The sequence below is a fragment of the Alishewanella agri BL06 genome, from assembly GCF_000272005.1.
Lineage (GTDB): Bacteria > Pseudomonadota > Gammaproteobacteria > Enterobacterales > Alteromonadaceae > Alishewanella > Alishewanella agri.
On sequence record NZ_AKKU01000006.1, the window covers coordinates 17,277 to 37,444 of the forward strand.

Annotated in this window: 18 protein-coding genes and 2 tRNA genes; 17 read left to right on the top strand and 3 right to left on the bottom strand. The window is 46.5% G+C overall.

Translation table 11 applies throughout. The annotated features are described in order from the left end of the window. Positions 1-2: 2 nt before the first annotated feature. The 9 genes from AGRI_RS02720 (at position 3) to AGRI_RS16490 (ending at position 9,850) form a co-directional block, all read left to right on the top strand. Positions 3-1,850, top strand: coding sequence for a DNA recombination protein RmuC (locus tag AGRI_RS02720; protein ID WP_008983478.1), 1,848 nt, complete (start codon positions 3-5; stop codon positions 1,848-1,850). Then, positions 1,851-3,455, top strand: a complete 1,605-nt coding sequence (locus tag AGRI_RS02725; RefSeq protein ID WP_008983479.1) for a type I restriction-modification system subunit M — start codon at positions 1,851-1,853, stop codon at positions 3,453-3,455. After that, positions 3,452-4,573, top strand: a complete 1,122-nt coding sequence (locus tag AGRI_RS16160) for a restriction endonuclease subunit S (protein ID WP_008983480.1) — start codon at positions 3,452-3,454, stop codon at positions 4,571-4,573. The genes AGRI_RS02725 and AGRI_RS16160 overlap by 4 nt, the downstream gene beginning before the upstream one ends. Positions 4,574-4,593: 20 nt before the next feature. Further along, positions 4,594-6,582 (top strand): AAA family ATPase, encoded by a 1,989-nt coding sequence (locus AGRI_RS02735; RefSeq protein ID WP_008983481.1) that lies wholly within the window; start codon positions 4,594-4,596, stop codon positions 6,580-6,582. Further along, positions 6,579-8,330: a UvrD-helicase domain-containing protein gene (locus AGRI_RS02740; RefSeq protein ID WP_008983482.1), complete on the top strand. Its 1,752-nt coding sequence runs from the start codon at positions 6,579-6,581 to the stop codon at positions 8,328-8,330. The genes AGRI_RS02735 and AGRI_RS02740 overlap by 4 nt, the downstream gene beginning before the upstream one ends. A gap of 314 nt (positions 8,331-8,644) precedes the next feature. Continuing rightward, positions 8,645-9,274, top strand: a complete 630-nt coding sequence (gene zorA / locus AGRI_RS02745; RefSeq protein ID WP_202800779.1) for an anti-phage ZorAB system protein ZorA — start codon at positions 8,645-8,647, stop codon at positions 9,272-9,274. Further along, positions 9,264-9,533: a hypothetical protein gene (locus AGRI_RS16615; RefSeq protein ID WP_202800780.1), complete on the top strand. Its 270-nt coding sequence runs from the start codon at positions 9,264-9,266 to the stop codon at positions 9,531-9,533. Before zorA ends, AGRI_RS16615 begins: the two co-directional genes overlap by 11 nt. Continuing rightward, a complete protein-coding gene (locus AGRI_RS16485; RefSeq protein WP_156808350.1) occupies positions 9,523-9,675 on the top strand; it encodes a hypothetical protein in 153 nt (50 codons plus the stop codon). Before AGRI_RS16615 ends, AGRI_RS16485 begins: the two co-directional genes overlap by 11 nt. After that, positions 9,629-9,850: a hypothetical protein gene (locus AGRI_RS16490; RefSeq protein WP_156808351.1), complete on the top strand. Its 222-nt coding sequence runs from the start codon at positions 9,629-9,631 to the stop codon at positions 9,848-9,850. The genes AGRI_RS16485 and AGRI_RS16490 overlap by 47 nt, the downstream gene beginning before the upstream one ends. 282 nt (positions 9,851-10,132) lie before the next feature. Here AGRI_RS16490 and AGRI_RS02750 read toward each other — a convergent pair. Both AGRI_RS02750 and AGRI_RS02755 read right to left on the bottom strand, forming a co-directional pair. Further along, positions 10,133-10,209 (bottom strand) — tRNA-Met (locus AGRI_RS02750). A gap of 162 nt (positions 10,210-10,371) precedes the next feature. After that, positions 10,372-10,448, bottom strand: a tRNA-Met gene (locus AGRI_RS02755). A 235-nt stretch (positions 10,449-10,683) separates the two neighbouring features. Between AGRI_RS02755 and rlmKL the strand changes: the two genes are divergently transcribed. From rlmKL to rmf, 5 genes are all read left to right on the top strand, one after another. Continuing rightward, entirely contained in the window at positions 10,684-12,801 is a 2,118-nt protein-coding gene (gene rlmKL, locus AGRI_RS02760; RefSeq protein ID WP_008983483.1) for a bifunctional 23S rRNA (guanine(2069)-N(7))-methyltransferase RlmK/23S rRNA (guanine(2445)-N(2))-methyltransferase RlmL, read from the top strand. Beyond that, positions 12,798-13,061: a glutaredoxin family protein gene (locus AGRI_RS02765; protein WP_008983484.1), complete on the top strand. Its 264-nt coding sequence runs from the start codon at positions 12,798-12,800 to the stop codon at positions 13,059-13,061. Before rlmKL ends, AGRI_RS02765 begins: the two co-directional genes overlap by 4 nt. Before the next feature lie 16 nt (positions 13,062-13,077). Further along, a complete protein-coding gene (gene uup / locus AGRI_RS02770) occupies positions 13,078-14,991 on the top strand; it encodes an ATP-binding cassette ATPase Uup (RefSeq protein ID WP_008983485.1) in 1,914 nt (637 codons plus the stop codon). An 18-nt stretch (positions 14,992-15,009) separates the two neighbouring features. Continuing rightward, complete coding sequence (locus tag AGRI_RS02775; RefSeq protein WP_008983486.1) at positions 15,010-16,836, top strand: DUF3466 family protein; 1,827 nt, start codon at positions 15,010-15,012, stop codon at positions 16,834-16,836. A 280-nt stretch (positions 16,837-17,116) separates the two neighbouring features. Continuing rightward, on the top strand, positions 17,117-17,299 hold the full coding sequence (gene rmf, locus AGRI_RS02780; RefSeq protein ID WP_008949194.1) for a ribosome modulation factor: 183 nt from the start codon (positions 17,117-17,119) through the stop codon (positions 17,297-17,299). Positions 17,300-17,363: 64 nt separating this feature from the next. Here the strand turns inward: rmf and fabA are convergent, their stop codons facing one another. Continuing rightward, entirely contained in the window at positions 17,364-17,876 is a 513-nt protein-coding gene (fabA, locus tag AGRI_RS02785; RefSeq protein ID WP_008983487.1) for a bifunctional 3-hydroxydecanoyl-ACP dehydratase/trans-2-decenoyl-ACP isomerase, read from the bottom strand. Positions 17,877-18,075: 199 nt separating this feature from the next. Here fabA and AGRI_RS02790 point away from each other — a divergent pair, with 199 nt between their 5' ends. The 3 genes from AGRI_RS02790 (at position 18,076) to AGRI_RS02800 (ending at position 20,110) form a co-directional block, all read left to right on the top strand. Next, complete coding sequence (locus tag AGRI_RS02790) at positions 18,076-18,333, top strand: hypothetical protein (RefSeq protein WP_008983488.1); 258 nt, start codon at positions 18,076-18,078, stop codon at positions 18,331-18,333. 111 nt (positions 18,334-18,444) lie between these two features. Next, positions 18,445-19,305: a 6-pyruvoyl trahydropterin synthase family protein gene (locus AGRI_RS02795; RefSeq protein WP_008983489.1), complete on the top strand. Its 861-nt coding sequence runs from the start codon at positions 18,445-18,447 to the stop codon at positions 19,303-19,305. Then, positions 19,265-20,110, top strand: a complete 846-nt coding sequence (locus AGRI_RS02800) for a M23 family metallopeptidase (RefSeq protein WP_008983490.1) — start codon at positions 19,265-19,267, stop codon at positions 20,108-20,110. The genes AGRI_RS02795 and AGRI_RS02800 overlap by 41 nt, the downstream gene beginning before the upstream one ends. Positions 20,111-20,168 lie beyond the last annotated feature (58 nt).

The window sequence follows — 20,168 nt, forward strand, 5'->3', positions numbered from 1 at the left end:
CAATGCAGAGTATTGAATGGACAACAAGCCTGATCGTAATGGCAGTTATTGCCGCCATAGTGTTACTGGCGCTGGGATATTTTATCGCCAAAGCAGTTGCTAGCAGTATGGTTGCCGCATTAAACGTGCAGTTGCAGCAAGCCCAACAAGCAATGGAGCAAGCCAATAGCCAAAACCAGCAGCTACAGCTAAAACTGGGCCAGGCAGATGATGCGCTGCGGCAAAAAGAATTGTCAGAGAGCAAGCTACAAACCCAGCTTAGTGCTGCGGAGAGCACCGAGCAGCGTCTAACCGCAGAGCTTGGTGACCGTAAAAATGAATTCAACAATCAAAGTCAGGTATTAGAAGTTGTAAGAGCGCAGCATCATAATGCGGAGAAACTGTTGGAAACGGCGCAGGCAGATAACCGCAGTCTTAAAGAGCAGGTTCAGGAGTTACGTAGCCGCTTAGATAAATCGGAGCAGGGTTTGCAGCAAGAGCGGTTACAAGTAAATCAGCTAAAAGATTTATTGGCGGAAGAGGGCAAAGCAACGGAGTCCTTGAGTAGTAAATTGGAAGAAGCTCGAAAACATTTCGCAGAACAAAGAGAAAGCCTGATGGCAGAAAAACAGCGGAATGAAACGTTACAAGCTGAACATCAAGCTTTGGTGAAAGCACATACTCAACTTAAAACAGAATTAGACGAACGAGAAGCTAGCCATGCTCGTGAAGTAGCCAATTTTGAGAAGCAGAAGCAGAGCTTAGCTGAGCAATTTAAAGTTCTGTCGAATGAAATATTAGAAGCTAAGACTAAGTCATTGCAGGAAAGCAGCAAGCTGACGTTAAGTTCGGTTATGAGTCCATTTCAACAGTCAATTGATAGCTTCAAAAAAGAAGTACAGGAAATACATCACCGTGAAACTACGCAGCAAGGTGAGTTGCGCAAAGAGCTAGAATCACTGAAAGAACTTAATCAGAAAATCACCACAGAAGCGCATGAGCTATCAACGGCTTTGCGTGGACAGAAAAAATTACAAGGAAATTGTGGTGAATTAGTTCTTGAGAACGTGCTGGATCGTTCTGGTTTGCAGCTTGGAAAAGATTATCAACGTGAAGTGAGTTTTACTTCGGAAGAGGGCCGTCAAAGACCTGATGCCGTGGTGTATTTGCCACAGGGCAGGCATTTGATCATCGATGCCAAAGTGTCACTTAATGCTTATACTCGCTTCGTTAATTCGGAAGATGACCTGGAGCGGTCTCAAGCTTTGAAAGAGCATGTTCACGCTGTAGGTAGCCGCATTAAAGAGTTAGCCGATCGCAATTATTACAAGTTGCCAGGTTTAAACTCGCCAGAAATGGTATTTATGTTCATCCCTATTGAGTCGGCATTTGTTGAAGCGCTAAAAGCTGACGAAACGTTATTCCAACAGGCGATAGAAAATAATGTTTTGGTTGCGACTCCAACCACGCTGCTAACCAGTCTTAACATAGTGCGTCAGTTATGGCGCTATGAAGATCAAAACAAACACACTGCAGCTTTAGCGAACAAAGCGGAAGCAGTATTTAAAAAATTAAACACCTTTCTTGGAAGCTTTGAACGGATTAAGAAAGGTTTGGACACCGCTTCTGATGCTTATGCCATGGCTGAAAACCAATTGGTTAGTGGTAAGGGTAACTTGGTAAAGCAAGTTGGCGAGTTTAAGAATCTTGCACCGGCTATCAAAGGTGAACTTCCAAGCTATTTTGCCGATAAAGCGGCGCTTGAAATCGACTTTATTGCAGCAGAGCAAATGCTGATTGCTGAGACACAAACTGAAATTAAGGATGCCAGTGCTGATGACATCCAAGAAACTGAAATTGAGAACAACTAAATGCTAACAGGCCACATTCGTAACGATATCGACAAACTTTGGGAAAAGTTCTGGACCGGCGGTATCACTAACCCGCTTACGGTTATCGAGCAAATCAGTTATCTGATGTTTGCCCGCATGCTGGATATGCAGGAAGACATGGCCGAACGCAAAGCTAACCGAACCGGTAAAGCCTTTTCGCGTATTTTCCCCAATACACCAGAAGGCCAACTGCTGCGGTGGAAAAACTTTAAGCAAAAAAGCGGTAAAGAGCTGCAAAACCATTTAAAGCAGCAGGTGTTTCCATTTTTTGCCACGCTGGGTAAAAAGTCTGATCAGCAAAACGGTTTGGGCGAAGAGGGTAGCGCTATAGAGGCGCTTGGTCACATTGGCGAGTATATGCAAGATGCCGATCTTGAGATAAAAAACGAGTCGGTATTGGTAAGCGCCATAGAAATGGTAGATGCCTTGCCGCTAACGCAAAGCGATGTAAAAGGCGATATATACGAATACCTGTTAAGTAAGCTCACGACGGCCGGTATAAATGGCCAGTTCCGCACGCCACGGCATATTATTGATGCCATGATCGAGCTGATGGACCCGCAGCCAACTGATGTTATCTGCGACCCTTCTTGCGGCACCGCAGGCTTTTTAGCCCGCACTATGGAATATCTTAACCGGGTGCATTCCAGCGAGGCTGGCACCTTTACCGATGAAGACGGCAATAAGCACTACACCGGAGACAAATTAGAGCCGTTCCGTGACCATATTAACAAACAGATGTTTTGGGGTTTTGATTTCGACACCACCATGCTGCGCGTCTCAAGCATGAACATGGCGCTGCACGGTGTTAATGGTGCCAATATTCTGTATCAGGATAGCTTAAGTAAGTCGATTAAAGAGAATTACCCACGCCAGGAAGAAAACTTCTTCGACGTTATTCTGGCCAACCCGCCATTTAAAGGCAGCCTAGACGAAACCAACACCAACCCCGATGTACTAGGTTTGGTTAAAACCAAGAAAACCGAGCTGTTGTTTGTCGCACACATTCTGCGCTCGCTTAAGCTTGGCGGCCGCGCCGCGGTAATCGTACCCGACGGCGTGCTGTTTGGTTCATCCAAAGCACACCAGCAATTACGCCAGGAGTTGTTGGAAAATAACCAGCTTGAAGGCATCGTCAGCTTACCAAGCGGTGTCTTTAAACCCTATGCCGGGGTAAGCACGGCGATATTGCTTTTTACCAAAGGTGGCACGACCGAGCGGGTGTGGTTTTACGACCTGCAAGCCGATGGTTACTCACTGGATGACAGACGCACCGAGCTAAAAGGCGAGGGCTGTAACGACCTGCCCGATGCCATTGCCAAATGGAAGCAGTACCGCCAACTGGTTGAAAGCAATGCTGAAGAGGGTGATATTCAAAAACTCTTTGGCGATAAAACACAAAAAGCCTTTGTGATAGACGCCAAAGATATAATCGAGCATAAATTTGACCTGTCGATAAACCGCTATAAAGAAGTGGTGTATGCCGAGCAGCAATATGAAGACCCTAAGCTCATTCTGAAAAAGCTTAAAGCGCTGGAAAGCGAGATTATGGCTGATCTGGATGAGCTGGAGGACATGCTGTGAGTTGGCAGATAGTAAAGCTAGGTACGTTGGTTGCTATTAAAACAGGTAAGCTCGATGCAAATGCAGCAGATATACAAGGCTTATATCCTTTCTTTACTTGTTCTCGCGAGCCTTTGAGAATCAATTCATATGCGTTTGATTGTGATGCAATCTTGATAGCTGGTAATGGCGACCTTAATGTTAAGCATTACAACGGCAAATTCAACGCTTATCAGAGAACATATGTAGTTACATCGCTATCAGATGAAATTTTATGTACACGATATCTTTTTCATTTTATGGATAAGTATGTTGAACGCCTTCGTGAATTGAGTATCGGTGGGGTGATTAAATACATCAAGCTGGGAATGCTGACAGACGCAGAAATCCCACTGCCACCACTAGCCGAGCAAAAACGTATTGCCACGATTCTGGACGTAGCCGACGCCATCCGCCGCAAACGCCAGCAAGCCATCCAACTCGCCGACAATTTCCTACACGCCGTGTTTCTGGAGATGTTTGGCGATCCGGTGATGAATCCAAAAGGCTGGGCAATATCATCGGTGACTGCACATGGTAGCTTTAAAAACGGTCTCAACTTTGGTAAAGGAGAATCCGGACACTCTCTGCGATATTTGGGTGTTGGTGATTTTAAATCATTGAGCACTATAGATGATATTGGTTCGTTAGGGAGTGTTACGTTAGATTCGTTGCCTGGGAAAGATTATCTACTTGAAAATGGCGATCTGGTATTTGTTAGGTCAAACGGCAATAAAGAATTGGTTGGTCGTTGTATTACTATATATCCTGACGGAGAGCCGTTAACTTTTAGTAGCTTTTGTATCCGTTATCGAATTGAAGATGATTCTGTAGCTTCTGAATATCTAAATTATTTATTCCGGACTCCGTCCATGAAGCAAACGATGCTGAAAGGAGGACAAGGAGCAAATATTCAAAACATAAATCAAAAAATATTAGGTGCACTTGAGTTTCCATTGCCGCCTAAAGCACTTCAGGAAAAGTTCTCAAAAATTGTACAAACATATAGAGGTTCAAAGCTCTTTTTAGATTGTGGCTTTGTACATGCTGAAAGTTTGTTTGCAGCAATCAGCCAAAAAGCTTTTTCCGGCAAACTATAAACTCATTTCAGGGATGAAAAATGAAAATTAAAAATGTGCGCATTAAGAACTATCGTTTGCTCAAGGATGTCTCGTTTTCAATAGATGATAAAACAACACTAATTGTTGGGCGCAACAACACTGGGAAAACGTCATTTGCTGAGGCATTTCGTAGTTTTCTGAACCCTTCAGGGCCAAAGGTCCGTTACGAAGATTTCAACCAATCTTGCCTGAAAGGTTTTGAAGAAGCGTTAAATGCTGTAAGGAGTGGCGCTGAAGAAGATGCTGTTAGGCCAATGCTTCCAACGATTGAGTTAGAGCTTCAGGTTAATTATCGTGATAATGCTGATGAATATGGTGTTTTGGGCGATTTTATAATCGATTTTGATGATAAGTTGTTTGATACGATTATCCTGGTTTCATACCAATTAAAAGATGGCAAGATTGCTGAATTTTTTAGCCAGCTCGACAACGAAAACCGCAAGCAGTATTTCTCTGAGCTTAGAAAGCGTATTGAGCGTTATTACGAAGCTGTCGTCTATGCTATAGAACCAACTAACCTAGGCAACAAAATTCGTGTTGAGTTTGCATCCTTTAAAAAGTTACTGCTATCGGGGCTCATAAATGCTCAACGAGGTTTAGATGACGAAACGCATAATGAACGTGATGTGCTGGGTAAGTCGTTAGGTAACATATTCAAAAGTTCGAGCAGTGTTGGTGCGCCGGAGGCTTTTAAAGCTCAATCGAATGAGATCAATACTGTTGTCGAAGAGCTGCAACAGAGAGTAGATACTGACTTTCAACAAAAAGTTCAGGCACTACTGCCAACCTTAAATATTTTTGGTTATCCGGGGCTGCATGATCCTAACTTAAGTGCTGCAACTGACCTTAATGTGAAGTCACTGTTGGAAAGCCACACAAGAGTCTATTACCAGCGTGACGATCACTTTACTTTGCCTGAAACCTATAATGGTTTAGGGATGCGGAACTTAATATTCATTTTGTTCCGCATTTACGAGTACTTCCGCGAGTTTCAAAGCTATCAAACGCCTCCGAAGGGACATGTCATTTTTATTGAAGAGCCCGAAGCTCATCTTCATCCGCAAATGCAGGAAGTGTTCATTCGGCAACTTGAGCTTATTGTTGGGCAATTCCAGAGGGAGTTAAATGATCAGCGAGTGTGGCCAGTGCAATTTATTGTGAGCACCCATTCGTCCCATATTGCTAATGAAGCTGATTTTAGCAAAATTCGATATTTCCTCTCAAAAAATGGAGATGAAACTAGGGTTAAAGACCTTGGAATTGCTTTTCGCAGTCCTGAGGATGCAAATGATAAAGAGTTCTTGCATAAATATCTGACGCTAACAAAGTGCGATTTGTATTTTGCTGACCGGGCCATTCTTGTTGAAGGGGCAACAGAGAGAATACTGTTGCCTGAAATGATCAAAAAAGTGGATTCCACGACAGGGACTAACTTGAAACAAAAATACCTATCCGTTGTAGAAATTGGTGGGGCTTATGCGCATCATTTCTATAAATTCATTGATTTTCTTGAGCTGAAGACCCTCTTTATAACTGATCTTGATTCAGTAGATTCAAAGCAAAATCATTCTGGAGTAATGGTAAGCAAGGGGGACAGGTCAAGTAACGTAGGGATTTCAAAATGGTTTGGTGGGGATGGTTACTCTGATTTGGCGGCCATTCGTGCTAGAGATTCAGATTCAAAAATTCATGGGTGTCGACGGATTGCGTATCAGATAAATGAAGATGCAAGTGGTTTATGTGGCCGCAGTTTTGAAGATGCCTTTATTCTGGCAAATAGCCAATTGTTTAAACTTGATAACCTAACGGGTGATGCACTTGAAAGTGCAGTTTTTAAGACGGCAAAGGAGATAGGCAAAAAGAGCAAAGCTGATTTTGCGATTGATTACTGTATTAAATCTACAGATTGGCTCGTCCCAAAATACATACAAGAGGGTTTGGCGTGGTTGGATCAGACGCCTAATGTTGTTGAGGATGTGCAGCCATGACGCCGCTTAACCCAGCGCAGAGAGCATCAGCTGAGACACTTGAAAATGTAAGACGTTGTATTGAACAGGGGCAATGCTTCAGATTGGAGGCTGGGGCTGGCGCGGGAAAAACATATTCGTTAATCGAGTCTATTAAATACCTAATTTCTGTTCGTGCCAATGAGTTTGCTGCAGTTGGAAAGCAGGTAGCGTGTATTACTTATACCAACGTGGCCAAAGACGAAATTAAGACTAGAACGGATAATAACCCGATGATTTTTGCGGATACTATTCACGCCTTTAGCTGGAGTATTTTGCAAAATTATCAAGAAAAATTAAGGGAACTTATCCCTACTTTGGGGGGGAAATGGCATGAAAGAATTTCAGAATCAGTTGGGATACATCGCCAGACTGTAAAGTACGATTTAGGGTTTGCGTCCATAAAAGATAATGAAATATCACTACATCACGATGACGTAGTTGCCCTTATGGCCCGTATGTTGGAATTTCCTAAATTTCAGAAATTATTGAAAAGTAAGTTCCCGTTTATTTTCATCGATGAGTATCAAGATACAGATACTGAACTTGCTGCAAGCATTGTGCATAACCTGATTGATAATGACTCTGGAGTTGTTATTGGGTTCTTTGGCGATCATTGGCAAAAAATTTATGGCTCTAAAGCATGTGGATTGATTGTGAGCCCTGCCGGGAAAATTACAGAGATTGGCAAACGAGCAAATTTCCGTTCAGATAAAAATATTGTTGAATGCCTGAATCGTATGCGCCCTGAATTACCGCAGGCTGAATCAGATCCAAACTCTCAGGGAACAATAAAAATTTATCATTCGAATGATTGGCAAGGAGTCAGGCAAACAGGAGGTCATTGGAAGGACGATCTTCCAGAAGATGAATCTAGGGAATTTATTCAGCAAACCAAATCATTAATGGTCGAACAGGGCTGGGATATGTATTCATCTAAAACAAAAATACTTTTTCTGACCAATAACTTGATAGCTGCTGAGCAAAAATTTATAAACCTAGCGAATTGCTTTCAATATACGGATGACTATCTGAAGAAAAATGACAAATATATTGAGTTTTTCGTTGATGTTGTTGAATCGACCGCTTTTGCTTTCCAGCATAGAAAGTATGGTGAATTACTTCAGATAAAAAAGAAAAGCCGATCTTACTTAACGTCGCAAATGGACAAAACCAAGTGGATTACAAACCTTTCTGAACTAATGCAGCGAAGAGCGAATGCCAGTATTGGTGATGTTTTAGATTTATTAATGTCAACCAATGTGCCTAGAGTTCCAGCGAAGGTTTCAGATACTGAAAGTCGTTACAAAATACTATCAGCGAAGCCTGCAGCTGAACTGACTGCTGACGAGTTGAGTTTTGTAGAGAAGATTAGCAAGTTGCGGGCAGTTCAATACAGCGAGGTTTCAAACCTGGCTGAATATATAAATGACAAAACACCTTTTTCGACAAAGCATGGGGTAAAAGGTGCTCAATTCGATAATGTTCTGGTGGTTTGTGGACGTGGCTGGAATCATTACAACTGGGATCAAATGCTTACATGGTTGCAGGACGGCGTACCAGCGGGAAAACAAGAGACATTTGAACGAAGTAGAAACTTGTTTTATGTAAGTTGTTCCAGAGCTAAACATAACCTTACGCTGCTTTTTACACAGAAATTGTCAGAGAAATCCATTAGCGTGCTTGAGCAGGTTTTTGGCAACACTAATGTTATAGGAAGCCCTTTTTAAGGTAGTAAAAACTCTAATTAATATAGAGAGCAACTAAAAAACGTATGCCAACAGGGTGCGCATGGCGCTGAGCAGTTTACTCGATCGCAGGCGAGAGCTTTGCTTGGTATGACGATGGTTTTGTCAGCAGAACCTATAGTGGGTTACCACAAGTTTCTGGCTGGAGAAAAGCCAGAAGCAACGGAACAACCGCAGGTATATGTACAACTGTAACAACAAGAAGTAGAACAGTGAAAGGATGAGGCATTATCAGGTGTTCGGCCTGTGCAGGTCTGAACAAATACACCCATTACTAGAGCACTTGGTACGGAGTTATGAGCTTGGAAAGCAATATGGAAACGACTAATTATAGTTTAATAAAATTATGGCCTGAGTTTTCCAGGCTGTTGGCTGGCGATTTTACCTCAGCTGAGGGCTTAAGTGCGGCGTTTGTTGCGGCGCTTTTTGCTTTAGCCATCATCTTTTCAGCAATGTCGCTTGTTAACTACATTAGAGCAAGTCGTCATTTGAGTTTTTATAAGCGTTTATTAAAAGGGCTTACGGTTGAGCAATTATTAGATAAGCGCCGTGAGTTAATCAATACCGCCTTACAAAATCAGACTTATGGCCGACTATGGCGGGAGTTTGATGAGTCTCTGGTGCATATTCCGCAAAAGCAACGCCTTTGCAATACGCTTGATGCCGCTCACTTTTTTAATACTCACACTATCTCACGCGGCTTAACCGAAAACCGTTTGTTAGCTGCAGTACCAGGTTTTCTTACGGCTATTGGTGTTATAGGTACTTTTGTAGGCTTGCAGCTTGGTCTTGAATCTCTGAGGGAGCTTCAGCCTGCTAATACTAGCGTAGGTGATCTAACCCACGGTATTTTCGGCATGATTGGTGGGGCATCGATAGCCTTTATGACCTCAGTCTGGGGGTGTGTTTATCAGTGTGCTGTTTAACTTTTTTGAAAAATGCCTTGAGCGTAATATTCGTTCTGCCATCAGTTCGTTCCAGAATGAGGTTGACTATTTATATCCGCGTATTACTGCTGAGCAAAGCCTATCAAATATCGAAGACTTTACCCGCCAAAGTAACGAGAGCTTAGCTGCGCTGGATGAAAAGATTGGGCATAAAATGCAAGAGGCGATGAAAGAAGCCTCTAATTTGATCAGTGCTAGCGTGGCGGGGCCGAAGCCGGAGCTGTCGAATGATTTTTGAGCAAGCTTACGTCTTTATTGATGGCCTGGAAGATTCACCGGTGATTTGCGGTGTGGTAACACTGGATCCTGCACGCCGCTATGGTGAGTTTCGTTATGGTAAAAGCTATCTGCGCCGTTGGCGCCTCGGGCCGGTTCGGTAGTGCAGAAAACTTACTCAGTCATGCCAGCCGTTTTGGGTTAAAAACGGTAAAAGCCAGAAAACTGATATCGCAGGTGCAGGATTTAGTAAGTGAGTGGCCTAGCTATTTTGCCAGACTGGGCGTGGGAGAGGGGGATATCGAACGTTTACACGGAATTATTCCGCGTATTGATTAAGATTTTGTTGTAGTAAAGGCAAAGTAAGATCGCGTCTTTGGTACGGTAAGCATACCGGAGACGGGCGCGTTGTAGTCGGCTTAGTTGGTTGCGGGAGCCCAGCTGTTTATGGAGAGCGAACCGACGACGTTCGGGTTCCCGAGGTCTTAAAACAAAAAAACCGACTTTAATAGTCGGCTTAGTTGGTTGCGGTAGCCCTGCTGTTTATGAAAAGCGAACCGACGACCTTCGGGTTCCCGAAATTTAGATACAAAAAAACCAGCTAAATGCTGGCCTTTAAGTTGGTTGCGGGAGCCGGATTTGAACCGACGACCTTCGGGTTATGAGCCCGACGAGCTACCAGGCTGCTCCATCCCGCGTCCGTGTTATTACAACTGAGCAGTGGTTGTAATAAGTTGTCTGCAATGTTTGGTTGTTTTATACAATCAATTTGGTTGCGGGAGCCGGATTTAGACCTTCGCCCCGTGGTTATAAAGAGGAGCCCGAGGGCGACTTTCTATCATCACTTGTCACAATCAATTTGGTTGCGGGAGCCGGATTTGAACCGACGACCTTCGGGTTATGAGCCCGACGAGCTACCAGGCTGCTCCATCCCGCGTCCGTCATTGCGGGGCGCATCTTAGAGCTTTCGCTTTACATACGCAAGCGTTAATTTCGCTTATTTGGTTCGGTTGCCTATTTGCTAAGCAAAGCGGCGGTTTGTTGCTGCTATTGCTCCCTAAATGCTTACCAGGCTGCGCTGAAATAACCTTGGCCGCAACGCTGAGAAAGTGCGGCGCCAGGGTTGTCGATTCTGCTATACTAGCGGCCATTTTATTTTAAGGTTTGCTGCAATGCTGGAATTTTGGGCTTTAACGTCTAAGGGCGTGGAAGAGCTGTTAGCGGATGAGATCCGCAGTTATCAGGGTGAAGTGTTAAAGGTCTCAATGGGCGTAGTACGCTTTAAGGCCGATATTAAAACGGCCTACACCCTATGTTTATGGTCACGTCTGGCAACACGGATCCTGCGCTTAATTCAGTCGGAGCCGGTTACTGCCGAGTCGGATCTGTATCAGATCGCCAGTAATATCGACTGGGGCCAGTTAATGTCGGTGCGGCAAACCTTAGCCGTCGACTGTGTTGGCAAGCATCCCAAAATTGATAATACCCAATATGGCGGCATGCGCTTAAAAGACGCCATTGTCGATCAGTTTCGCGAAGAAACCGGCGATCGGCCGGATGTGGATCGCTTAAACCCCGATGTGCGGTTTCAGGTACGTCTGGATAAACAGCATTTTCACTTCCTGCTGGATTTCTCAGGCCCATCGTTACATCAACGCGGTTACCGTACCGGGCAGGGCGAGGCACCGTTAAAAGAGCATTTAGCGGCAGCCTTATTAAAGCGCTCTGGCTGGACTGTCGGTACCCCTTTGTACGATCCGTTCTGCGGTAGCGGCACTATTTTAATTGAAGCGGCGCAAATCAGCCTGAATCAGGCGCCGGGACTGGCACGGGAAAGCTTTGCCTTTGAGCGGGCACCGGGTTTTCGGGCCGCGGTATGGCAGCAATTAAAAGCCGATGCTAAAGCGCAGGCCTTGCCCGCGGGCGACACTATCCAGTTTTGGGGTACCGATACTGACGAGCGCAGCCTGAGTAAAGCGCGGCAAAATGCGGCCCGCGCCGGCGTGGCAAGCCTAATCAAATTTGATTATGCCGATGCCACTGCGTTAAAAGGCGCCGTGACGGATACCCCGGGTGTGATAGTGACTAACCCGCCTTATGGCGAGCGCTTGGGCGATCTGCCGGCACTGATCCCGCTTTACAGTAATTTCTCGCTGGCGCTAAAAACCCACTATCAGGGCTGGCGCCTGGCAATTATTACCTCGAACAGCGACTTACTGCGTGCACTGCGCTTATCTAAAGCCAAGAGCTACAAATTTAGTAACGGCCCGCTGGACTGTGAATTCACGCTGTTTGACCTCACAGAAAAGCAGGTGCAGGTAAGCTCCAGCGCGCCAGCGCTGTTTTTTAGTGAGAGCAGCGCCTTTGGTAACCGGCTGGCGAAAAACGTAAAAGCCATTCAAAAATGGGCCAAACGCGAAGGCTTAAGCTGCTATCGCTTATATGATGCCGATATTCCGGAATATAACGTCGCGGTAGATTGGTATGACGGCGAAGTGGTCGTGCATGAATATGCCGCGCCGGGCACCGTCGATGAACAAATTGCCCAGAAGCGCTTGTTCGATGTGGTGAATCAGGTACCAACAGTGCTGGGGATTAGCCCGGATAAGATGATCCTGAAGGTGCGGGAAAAGCAAAAGGGTACTAACCAGTATCAGGCACTGGCTAAAGCCGGCCAGTATAAAGAAGTGTCAGAGTATGGCGCTAAGTTCTGGGTTAACCTGCGCGATTATCTGGATACCGGGTTATTTTTAGATCACCGTATTACCCGGCGTATGCTGCAGCAACAAGCGCAGGGTAAGCGGGTATTAAACCTGTTTGCCTACACTGGCAGTGCCTCGGTGCATGCGGCTATTGGCGGTGCGACCAGTGTCACTACCGTTGATATGTCCAATACCTATCTGGATTGGGCTAAACGCAACTTTATGCTGAACGGTCTTAATGGTAAACAATACCAGTTTGAACAGGCAGATTGCTTACAGTGGCTCGCCCGCAGCCGGAATTTATTTGATTTGATCTTTGTCGATCCGCCAACCTTTTCCAACTCGAAACGGATGGAAGATAGCTGGGATGTGCAGCGCGATCATGTCAAATTACTGAATATGTTGATTAGCAAGATGGCACCGGGCGCTAAGGTGATTTTCTCTAATAATAAGCGGCGCTTTAAGCTTGATTACGCGGCGCTGGAGGAAGCCGGCTGGCAGGTGAAAGATATCTCGGCTGCGACCTTACCGGAAGATTTTAAGCGCAACCCGCATATTCATGTCTGTTTTGAGCTAACCCGGCCATGAGTGATTTAACCCTATACAGCACCTGGGGCTGCCATCTGTGTGAACAGGCCGAAGCCCTGGTGCAGCGAGCTGGCCTGGCCGATAAACTGCAGGTACGGGATATCGTCGATGATGAGGCGTTATTTGCCCGTTTTCGGGTGCATATTCCGGTGCTGGCAGCCAGTGATGCGCAGGGGCAGGAACAATTATTGTATTGGCCTTTTGATCAAAGTGCGTTAGTCAGCTGGCTAGCCGCTTTGGATCTGACAACAACCGATTAAAGCAGGATAGGGTAACGTGGAGTTATTACGTTTTCAGCAGGCTTGCCTGGCCTTTGGTACCCACCCGGTACTGGATAAGGTGGATTTTAGTTTATTTACCGGTGAGCGGGTGTGTCTGGTTGGCCGTAATGGCGCCGGCAAGTCGACCTTTTTAAAATTGCTGACCGGTCAGCAAAATTTGGATGATGGCCAAATTGTGATGACGAACGGCGTGGTGCTAAGCCGCTTAGAGCAAGACCCGCCAGCCAAAATGGACGTGAAAATTGCCGACTTTATCCGTGAAGGTGCCGGTGATTTAGCAGAAAAGCTGCAGCAGTTTTATACCTTATCTGAGAATCTGGACGGTGCCGGCGATGCTGAGTACCGGTTATTTGAACGCTTGCAAAGTGAGCTCGACGCCCGCGATGGCTGGGGCTTAGAAGCGCGGGTTGAGATGCTGTGTCAGCAGTTTGATATGGACGGTAACGCCAGTTTATCCACCTTATCTGGCGGCTGGTTACGCAAAGCTGCGCTGGCACGGGCGTTAATTGCCAAACCCGATATTCTATTACTGGATGAGCCGACCAACCATTTGGATGTGGCTGCAATTCAATGGCTGGAGGGCTTTTTAAAGAGCTTTGCCGGCGCCATTATCTTTATCTCACACGACCGCGCCTTTATCCGTGCTTTAGCCACCCGGATTATCGATCTTGACCGTGGCTTATTGACCTCACATCCGGGTAACTACCAGGAATATCTGGATCGCAAACAAAAAATGCTGGAAGACGAACAGCAAGCTAATACGCTGTTCGATAAAAAACTGGCTGAAGAAGAAGTCTGGATCCGCCAGGGTATTAAAGCCCGCCGCACCCGGAACGAAGGCCGGGTGAGAGCGTTAAAAGCGCTACGCCGTGAGCGAGCGGCGCGGGTAGAGCAGTTAGGCAAGGTCGATTTTGCGATTGAGCAAGCGGCGCGATCCGGCAAGCTGGTGTTTGAAACCAAACAACTCAGCCATGCCTTTAATGGTGTACCGGTTATTCGCGACCTCGACTTACTGGTAATGCGTGGGGATCGTGTGGCCTTAGTGGGCCCCAATGGTGTCGGTAAATCCACGCTGATTAAGCTGTTATTAGGCGACTATCAGCAAGATAGTGGCGAGATCAAGCGTGGCACTAATCTGGAAGTAGCATACTTTGATCAGCACCGGATGGCGCTCGACTTAGATGCGACGGTGCAGGATAACGTCGCCGACGGTAAGCAAGAGATTAACTTAAATGGCCAAAGCCGGCATGTACTAAGTTATCTGCAAGACTTTTTATTTCCACCGCTGCGGGCCCGCACACCGGTACGCGCCTTATCCGGTGGTGAGAAAAACCGCTTATTACTGGCCAAGCTATTTGCTAAACCCAGCAACCTACTGATCCTCGACGAACCGACCAACGATCTGGATGTGGAAACGCTGGAGCTGTTAGAAGATATTCTGGAGCAGTATCAGGGCACCGTCTTGCTGGTCAGCCACGACCGCGAGTTTGTTAACAATACCGTGACCAGCTCACTGCTGTTTGCTGGCCAGGGCCGGATTATTGAAATTGCCGGCGGTTATGACGATGTGCTGGACTGGCAAGCGAAGCAGGGCGCTGATCTCACCGCAAAAAAAGCCGAGCCGGTAGCCGAAGTTAAAACTAATGCGCAGGAAAAACCGGTGCAGGCTTCTGTTAGCAGCGCTAAGAAGTTATCATACAAAGAGAAACGTGAATTAGAGCAGCTGCCGGCGCTGATTGAAAGCCTGGATCAGCAGCTTAGCGCCTTACAGACTGAAGTGAATGATGCCGACTTTTTTAAGCACAGCGCAGACTACACCCAGCAAAGGTTGAACCTAATCCAAGAAACCGAGTCGAAGCTGGCGCAGGCGTATCAGCGCTGGGAAGAATTAGAAGCCGCAATATCGTAAATTTTTAGGGGCCCGTTAATGAAATTATCACCGATCAGCTTAGCAGTATTGCCGTTGCTGACCATGCTCTCGGCGCAAGCCGCGGTGTATCAGATTGTTGAATTAGATACCAATAATAAAGTCCGTGCCACCAGCGGCGCTGCTGCAACCTTACAGGGCGCCGTTGTGACCAATGGCAGCACTTTTCTGGATATTACATTAGATCTAGATACGCTGGATTTTGAAAGCGAAACGATCAAAAGCTTACTGACTGAAGAGCAGTTGGAAAATGCAAAAAATGGCAATATTGATGCGGCGGTGACCAATATTTTAGTCAGTTATTTGGCGAACAATCCGTCAGTTCGTAATCAGCCAATTGGTGTTAGCCGGATCTTTAATCAGTCACAAAATGGCTTGGTGGCTCCACTGGTAGTACGTGATCTTAATGGTAGCCGCACTAACACTGAATTTGCTTATGCAGTGAATAATAGTGGCCAGATTGCCGCTATAGCGACCGCACCGGCCGCCAAACTGAATTTTACGCCGGTGCCAGAGCCAGTCGAAGAAGATGATGAAGAAGAAGCAGAAGAGCCTGAAATTCCGGTTATTCCACAGCCTTATACAGCTTGGGTACCAGAGCCGGGCTATATGCTGGGGTATGTATTAGATGGCGCGAATCGCATTGTATTACCGCCGGCCTATACTGATTTAGGCGGCGGTATGTCTGCGGCGCAGGATATCAATAATAACGGCCAGGTAGTGGGTTTTACGTCGGCCGGAGTTACCGATGCCATTAAAACATCAATTAATGGCATCTGTACTGGTAATTCGCAGCCATTGCAATATTGTCAAAACCTCGCGATGTCTAGTCGTGGTATTAGTCTGAGCACCTTAATTGGCCAAATTCGGCTGTATCAAACGGTCGATTCGCTGCCACAAGGCTATGATGAGCGTGGCGCACTCTGGCAGCTAAATACCGATGGTTCAGCGAGCTTAGTCAAAACTTACGGTTTCCTTGGTGACAAGGCAACCGGGCAGTTGGCGCCAAACTCTGAGGAGTATCCAACTCCTACCTACTACAGCCGTGCAAATGCAATAAATGATGCCGGAATTGCGGTAGGGCACTCTTTGTATTCCGATAAGGATCGCATAGTAAGTTTCTTCGATAACTTTGGTTTTGAGTACCGGCGTATTTATACTGCGCCACATGCCACTGTTTATCAGGGGGATGACGTAAAACCGATAGTCGATCCCGCGGAATGGTTAGCCAGCGTCGCAGTTGATATTAATAATCAGGACTTAGTCGCAGGTTATGCATACAAAAATATTAACAGTGCAGTGCGGGCAAAACTTTTTACCTATGATTTGGCTGCTAATGAACTGACGTTTGTTGATGGCTTCTTTAATAGCTCGGGTACAGAGCCAAGAGCGATGAATAATCAAGGACAAATTGTTGGTCGAGCGGAAGTGATTATCGGTGGTACTGTTGACCGCCGTTTACATGGGTTTCTGTATGATTCACAAAGCGGCACCTTTAGTGATCTGAATGATTTAGTCGCTTGTGATGCGCCTTACACCTTGGTTGATGCGACAGCGATTAATGATAATGGTGAGATTATGGCGACCGCTTTGGTACGCCGGCCACTGTTAGATGCAACGGGTCAACAACAAACAGCTGAAGACGGTTCTGTAGTGTTGCAAGAACAAGCCACAGCGGTGAAATTAAGACCCATCGCTAATGGCCAGCCTGCCAATTGTGATGGCGAAGATACCCGCTATGAGCGCAAAAGTGGTAGCTTTCAGCCCGTTTGGTTGCTGTTACTTGCCATGTTCCCATTATTCCGTCGGCGCTTTGCTAAAGGATAAACACTCGCCCTTTGGTTGATGACCGTCAAAACCCCACCGCGTTATCCCGGTGGGGTTTTTGTTTGCCGTAATCAATATTCGATTCCTTATAGCATTTTCGTCTAAAACGGCATATCACTAATTCTTAATAGATCTCATGCGCTTAGGGAAAGTCAAGACTTTTATTCGTTAGATCAACATTGAACCTTTGCTAAGCCTTGGCTATCTATTAACTGTAACATTGTTGTGCTAAGCGCAGCCTTGTTATTGTTAAAAACACAAAGTTGAGGAAGACTGCCGTATGAAAAGACAAAAACGTGATCGTCTGGAACGTGCTCATGCTCAAGGTTACCGTGCTGGTGTGACTGGCCGCTCAAAAGAAATTTGCCCTTATCAGAGTTTAGATGCCCGCTCAGAATGGCTAGGAGGTTGGCGGGAAGCGATGGCAGACAGGAATGTCGGATTATTTAACAAAGGTGCCTGATTACGGCCTGTAACGCAAAAGCCCCGTCAACTAGCGGGGCTTTCTGGTTTAAGGGGCTAAGCGCTTAGAAGCTTGACGTATCCTGGAATAAACCCACTTTCAGATCGGTTGCGGCATAGATTTCACGACCATCGACACTCACCACACCATCACCAATACCCATAAACAGCTTACGTTTAATCACCCGTTTCATATTGATGGTGTAAGTGACTTTTTTCGCCGTTGGCAGAATCTGACCGGTAAACTTCACTTCACCCACGCCAAGCGCGCGGCCTTTACCCGGACCACCTGACCAGCCTAAGAAGAATCCTACCAGCTGCCACATTGCATCTAAACCTAAGCAACCTGGCATCACCGGATCACCTTTAAAGTGACAGCCAAAGAACCATAAGTCCGGGGTGATGTCCAGTTCGGCAATGATTTGGCCTTTGCCATATAAACCACCTTCTTCAGAAATATGGATAATGCGGTCCATCATCAGCATATTGTCAGTAGGTAACTGGCTGTTGCCCGGGCCAAAGAGTTCGCCGTTGCCACAAGCGATTAAATCTTCTTTTGTAAAGCTATTCTTAGTCATGTATGTTTAGTCCAATATTAAAGCTGCGTCAGCTTAGCGAACAGCTGTACGCCAGACAAGTCCGATTTGTACAACTTTACCAATTTTATCGCAGATAACTGGCGAAGGTGGCAACAAATTTCCGTATAGTTAAGCTGACATCAGCATCTGGTGTGAGGTCATACCGGTACCGGAGTGCTGTGGATAAGTTGAGGGTGCTATGAGTGATGAGAAGGTCAGCGCGCTGAGTAATGCTGAGAAACAGCGGCGCTATCGCGAACGGCAAAAAGGTTCGGGTAAAAAAGAGCTGCGCGGCTATTTAACGCCGGAAGCCTTGCAGTGCTATCAGGAAATTGCGGAAAAAACCCAGTGGAACGATAGTACCCTATTAAGCAATGCCATTCGTTTAATGTATGCCGCTCATAAATTAGGCCAAATTGGCATTTTGAATAGCTGGCTAAACGAGCATAAACGTTAAGCCGGTGAATTATGCTGCAGCGGTGACGCTGCAGCCACTTCGCGTTATAATAGCTGCCGTTTAATAACACGCTTTGCGTGGTAGCTTCTTTTGCCAAGTCAGGAACCCAGCATGATTTTATTTGTCCGCGATCTCACCGTTATCGACTTTTCTTACCTGCATCGCCAGCGCGGTATGCTGGGAGAGAGCTATATTGTCGATGTCGAGCTGCATGGCGCGCTGGACGATACGGCTATGGTGTTCGATTTTGGCAAGGTCAAGAAAGTCATTAAGCAGGCGATAGACCGTCTGGTCGATCATAAATTAGCTGTAGCAGCGGATTGTCCGGCTTTTAGTCAACAAGTCTGCGATGACCTGAGCATTGTTCGCTATCAGAGTGAGCGCGGCCTGATCCAGTTAGCGTGTCCGGCTCAAGCCTTTGCGGTGATCCCTGGTGCAGAAATCAACGAAGCCACTGTAACGGCATTTTTGCAGCAACAGATCAAGCCATTATTGCCGGCTAATGTCGAACAGCTGGTTCTGACTCTGCGGCCGGAAGCGATCAGCGGTTTCTATTATCATTACAGCCATGGTCTGAAAAAGCACGATGGCAACTGTCAGCGGATTGCCCATGGCCATCGTTCGACCATTCAAATTTATGAAAACAATATGCTGGCGCCAAAACTAAACAAATTATGGGCCGAGCGCTGGCAGGATATTTATCTGGGTACACAAAGCGATCTCGTTGTGCCACAGCAATTACAGCATTTAACGCCAGCAGTAACCGACTACAGTTTCCGTTATCAGGCATCGCAGGGCTGGTTTGAGCTTTGTATGCCGCAAGCGCATTGCGAAATTGTGCCCTGTGATACCACAGTCGAGTGTCTGGCCGATTTTATTGCGGATACGCTAAAAGCGCAGAATATCAAGCAGACATATAAGGTGGTTGCTTATGAAGGTGTGGGGAAAGGCGCTGTTGCTATGCGCCCTTAATGGGGTGCTGCCGGCGCAGCTCAGTGCTGTTGAAGTGATACTGGACGGGCACTTGACTCAGGGTAGCCTGATCCGCGGCACCGTGCCGGCAGGGGCCAAAGTGTGGTTTAACGATAAACCACTGGCCGTCAGTGCACAGGGACATGTGGTATTTGGCATTGGCCGTGATGCCACACTAAATCATCAGCTAACCGTTGAGCATCATGGTGAACAGCGGCAGATCCCACTAAGCTTTAGCGCGCGGCAATACGATATTCAACGGATTACCGGTGTCGAGCAAAAATATGTTGAACCACCGCAAGAGGTCAGGGCCCGCATCGCCCGCGACAATAAACGTGTACGAGAGGTGCGGCAAACCTTTACCGACAAAACCCTGTTTTTAAGTGCGCCACTTCAGCCGTCAGAAGGGCGGATTAGCGGGGTATATGGCAGTCAGCGGGTTTTTAACGGTCAGCCACGCAATCCGCATTTTGGTTTGGATATTGCAGCGCCGGTTGGCGCACCGGTGCTGGCCCCTTGGGATGGCAAGGTGCTACTGGCTGAAGATCTATATTTCTCCGGTTTAACCTTGATTATCGACCATGGCATGGGTGTGACATCCACCTTTATGCATTTGCATCGCTTTCATGCCGCGGTGGGCGATACGGTTAAAGCCGGTACAAAAATCGCCGAAGTGGGTGCCACCGGCCGCGTGACAGGACCGCATCTGGACTGGCGCATTAACTGGTTTCAGGAGCGGCTGGATCCACAATTGTTGCTGCCAGCGTCAGATCGGCCTGAACCCAGACGTATTCCGTTAAATTAAACCGGTATCACGCACAGAACTGGTTAACGATAACGCCGGCAACTGCCGGCGTTATCGT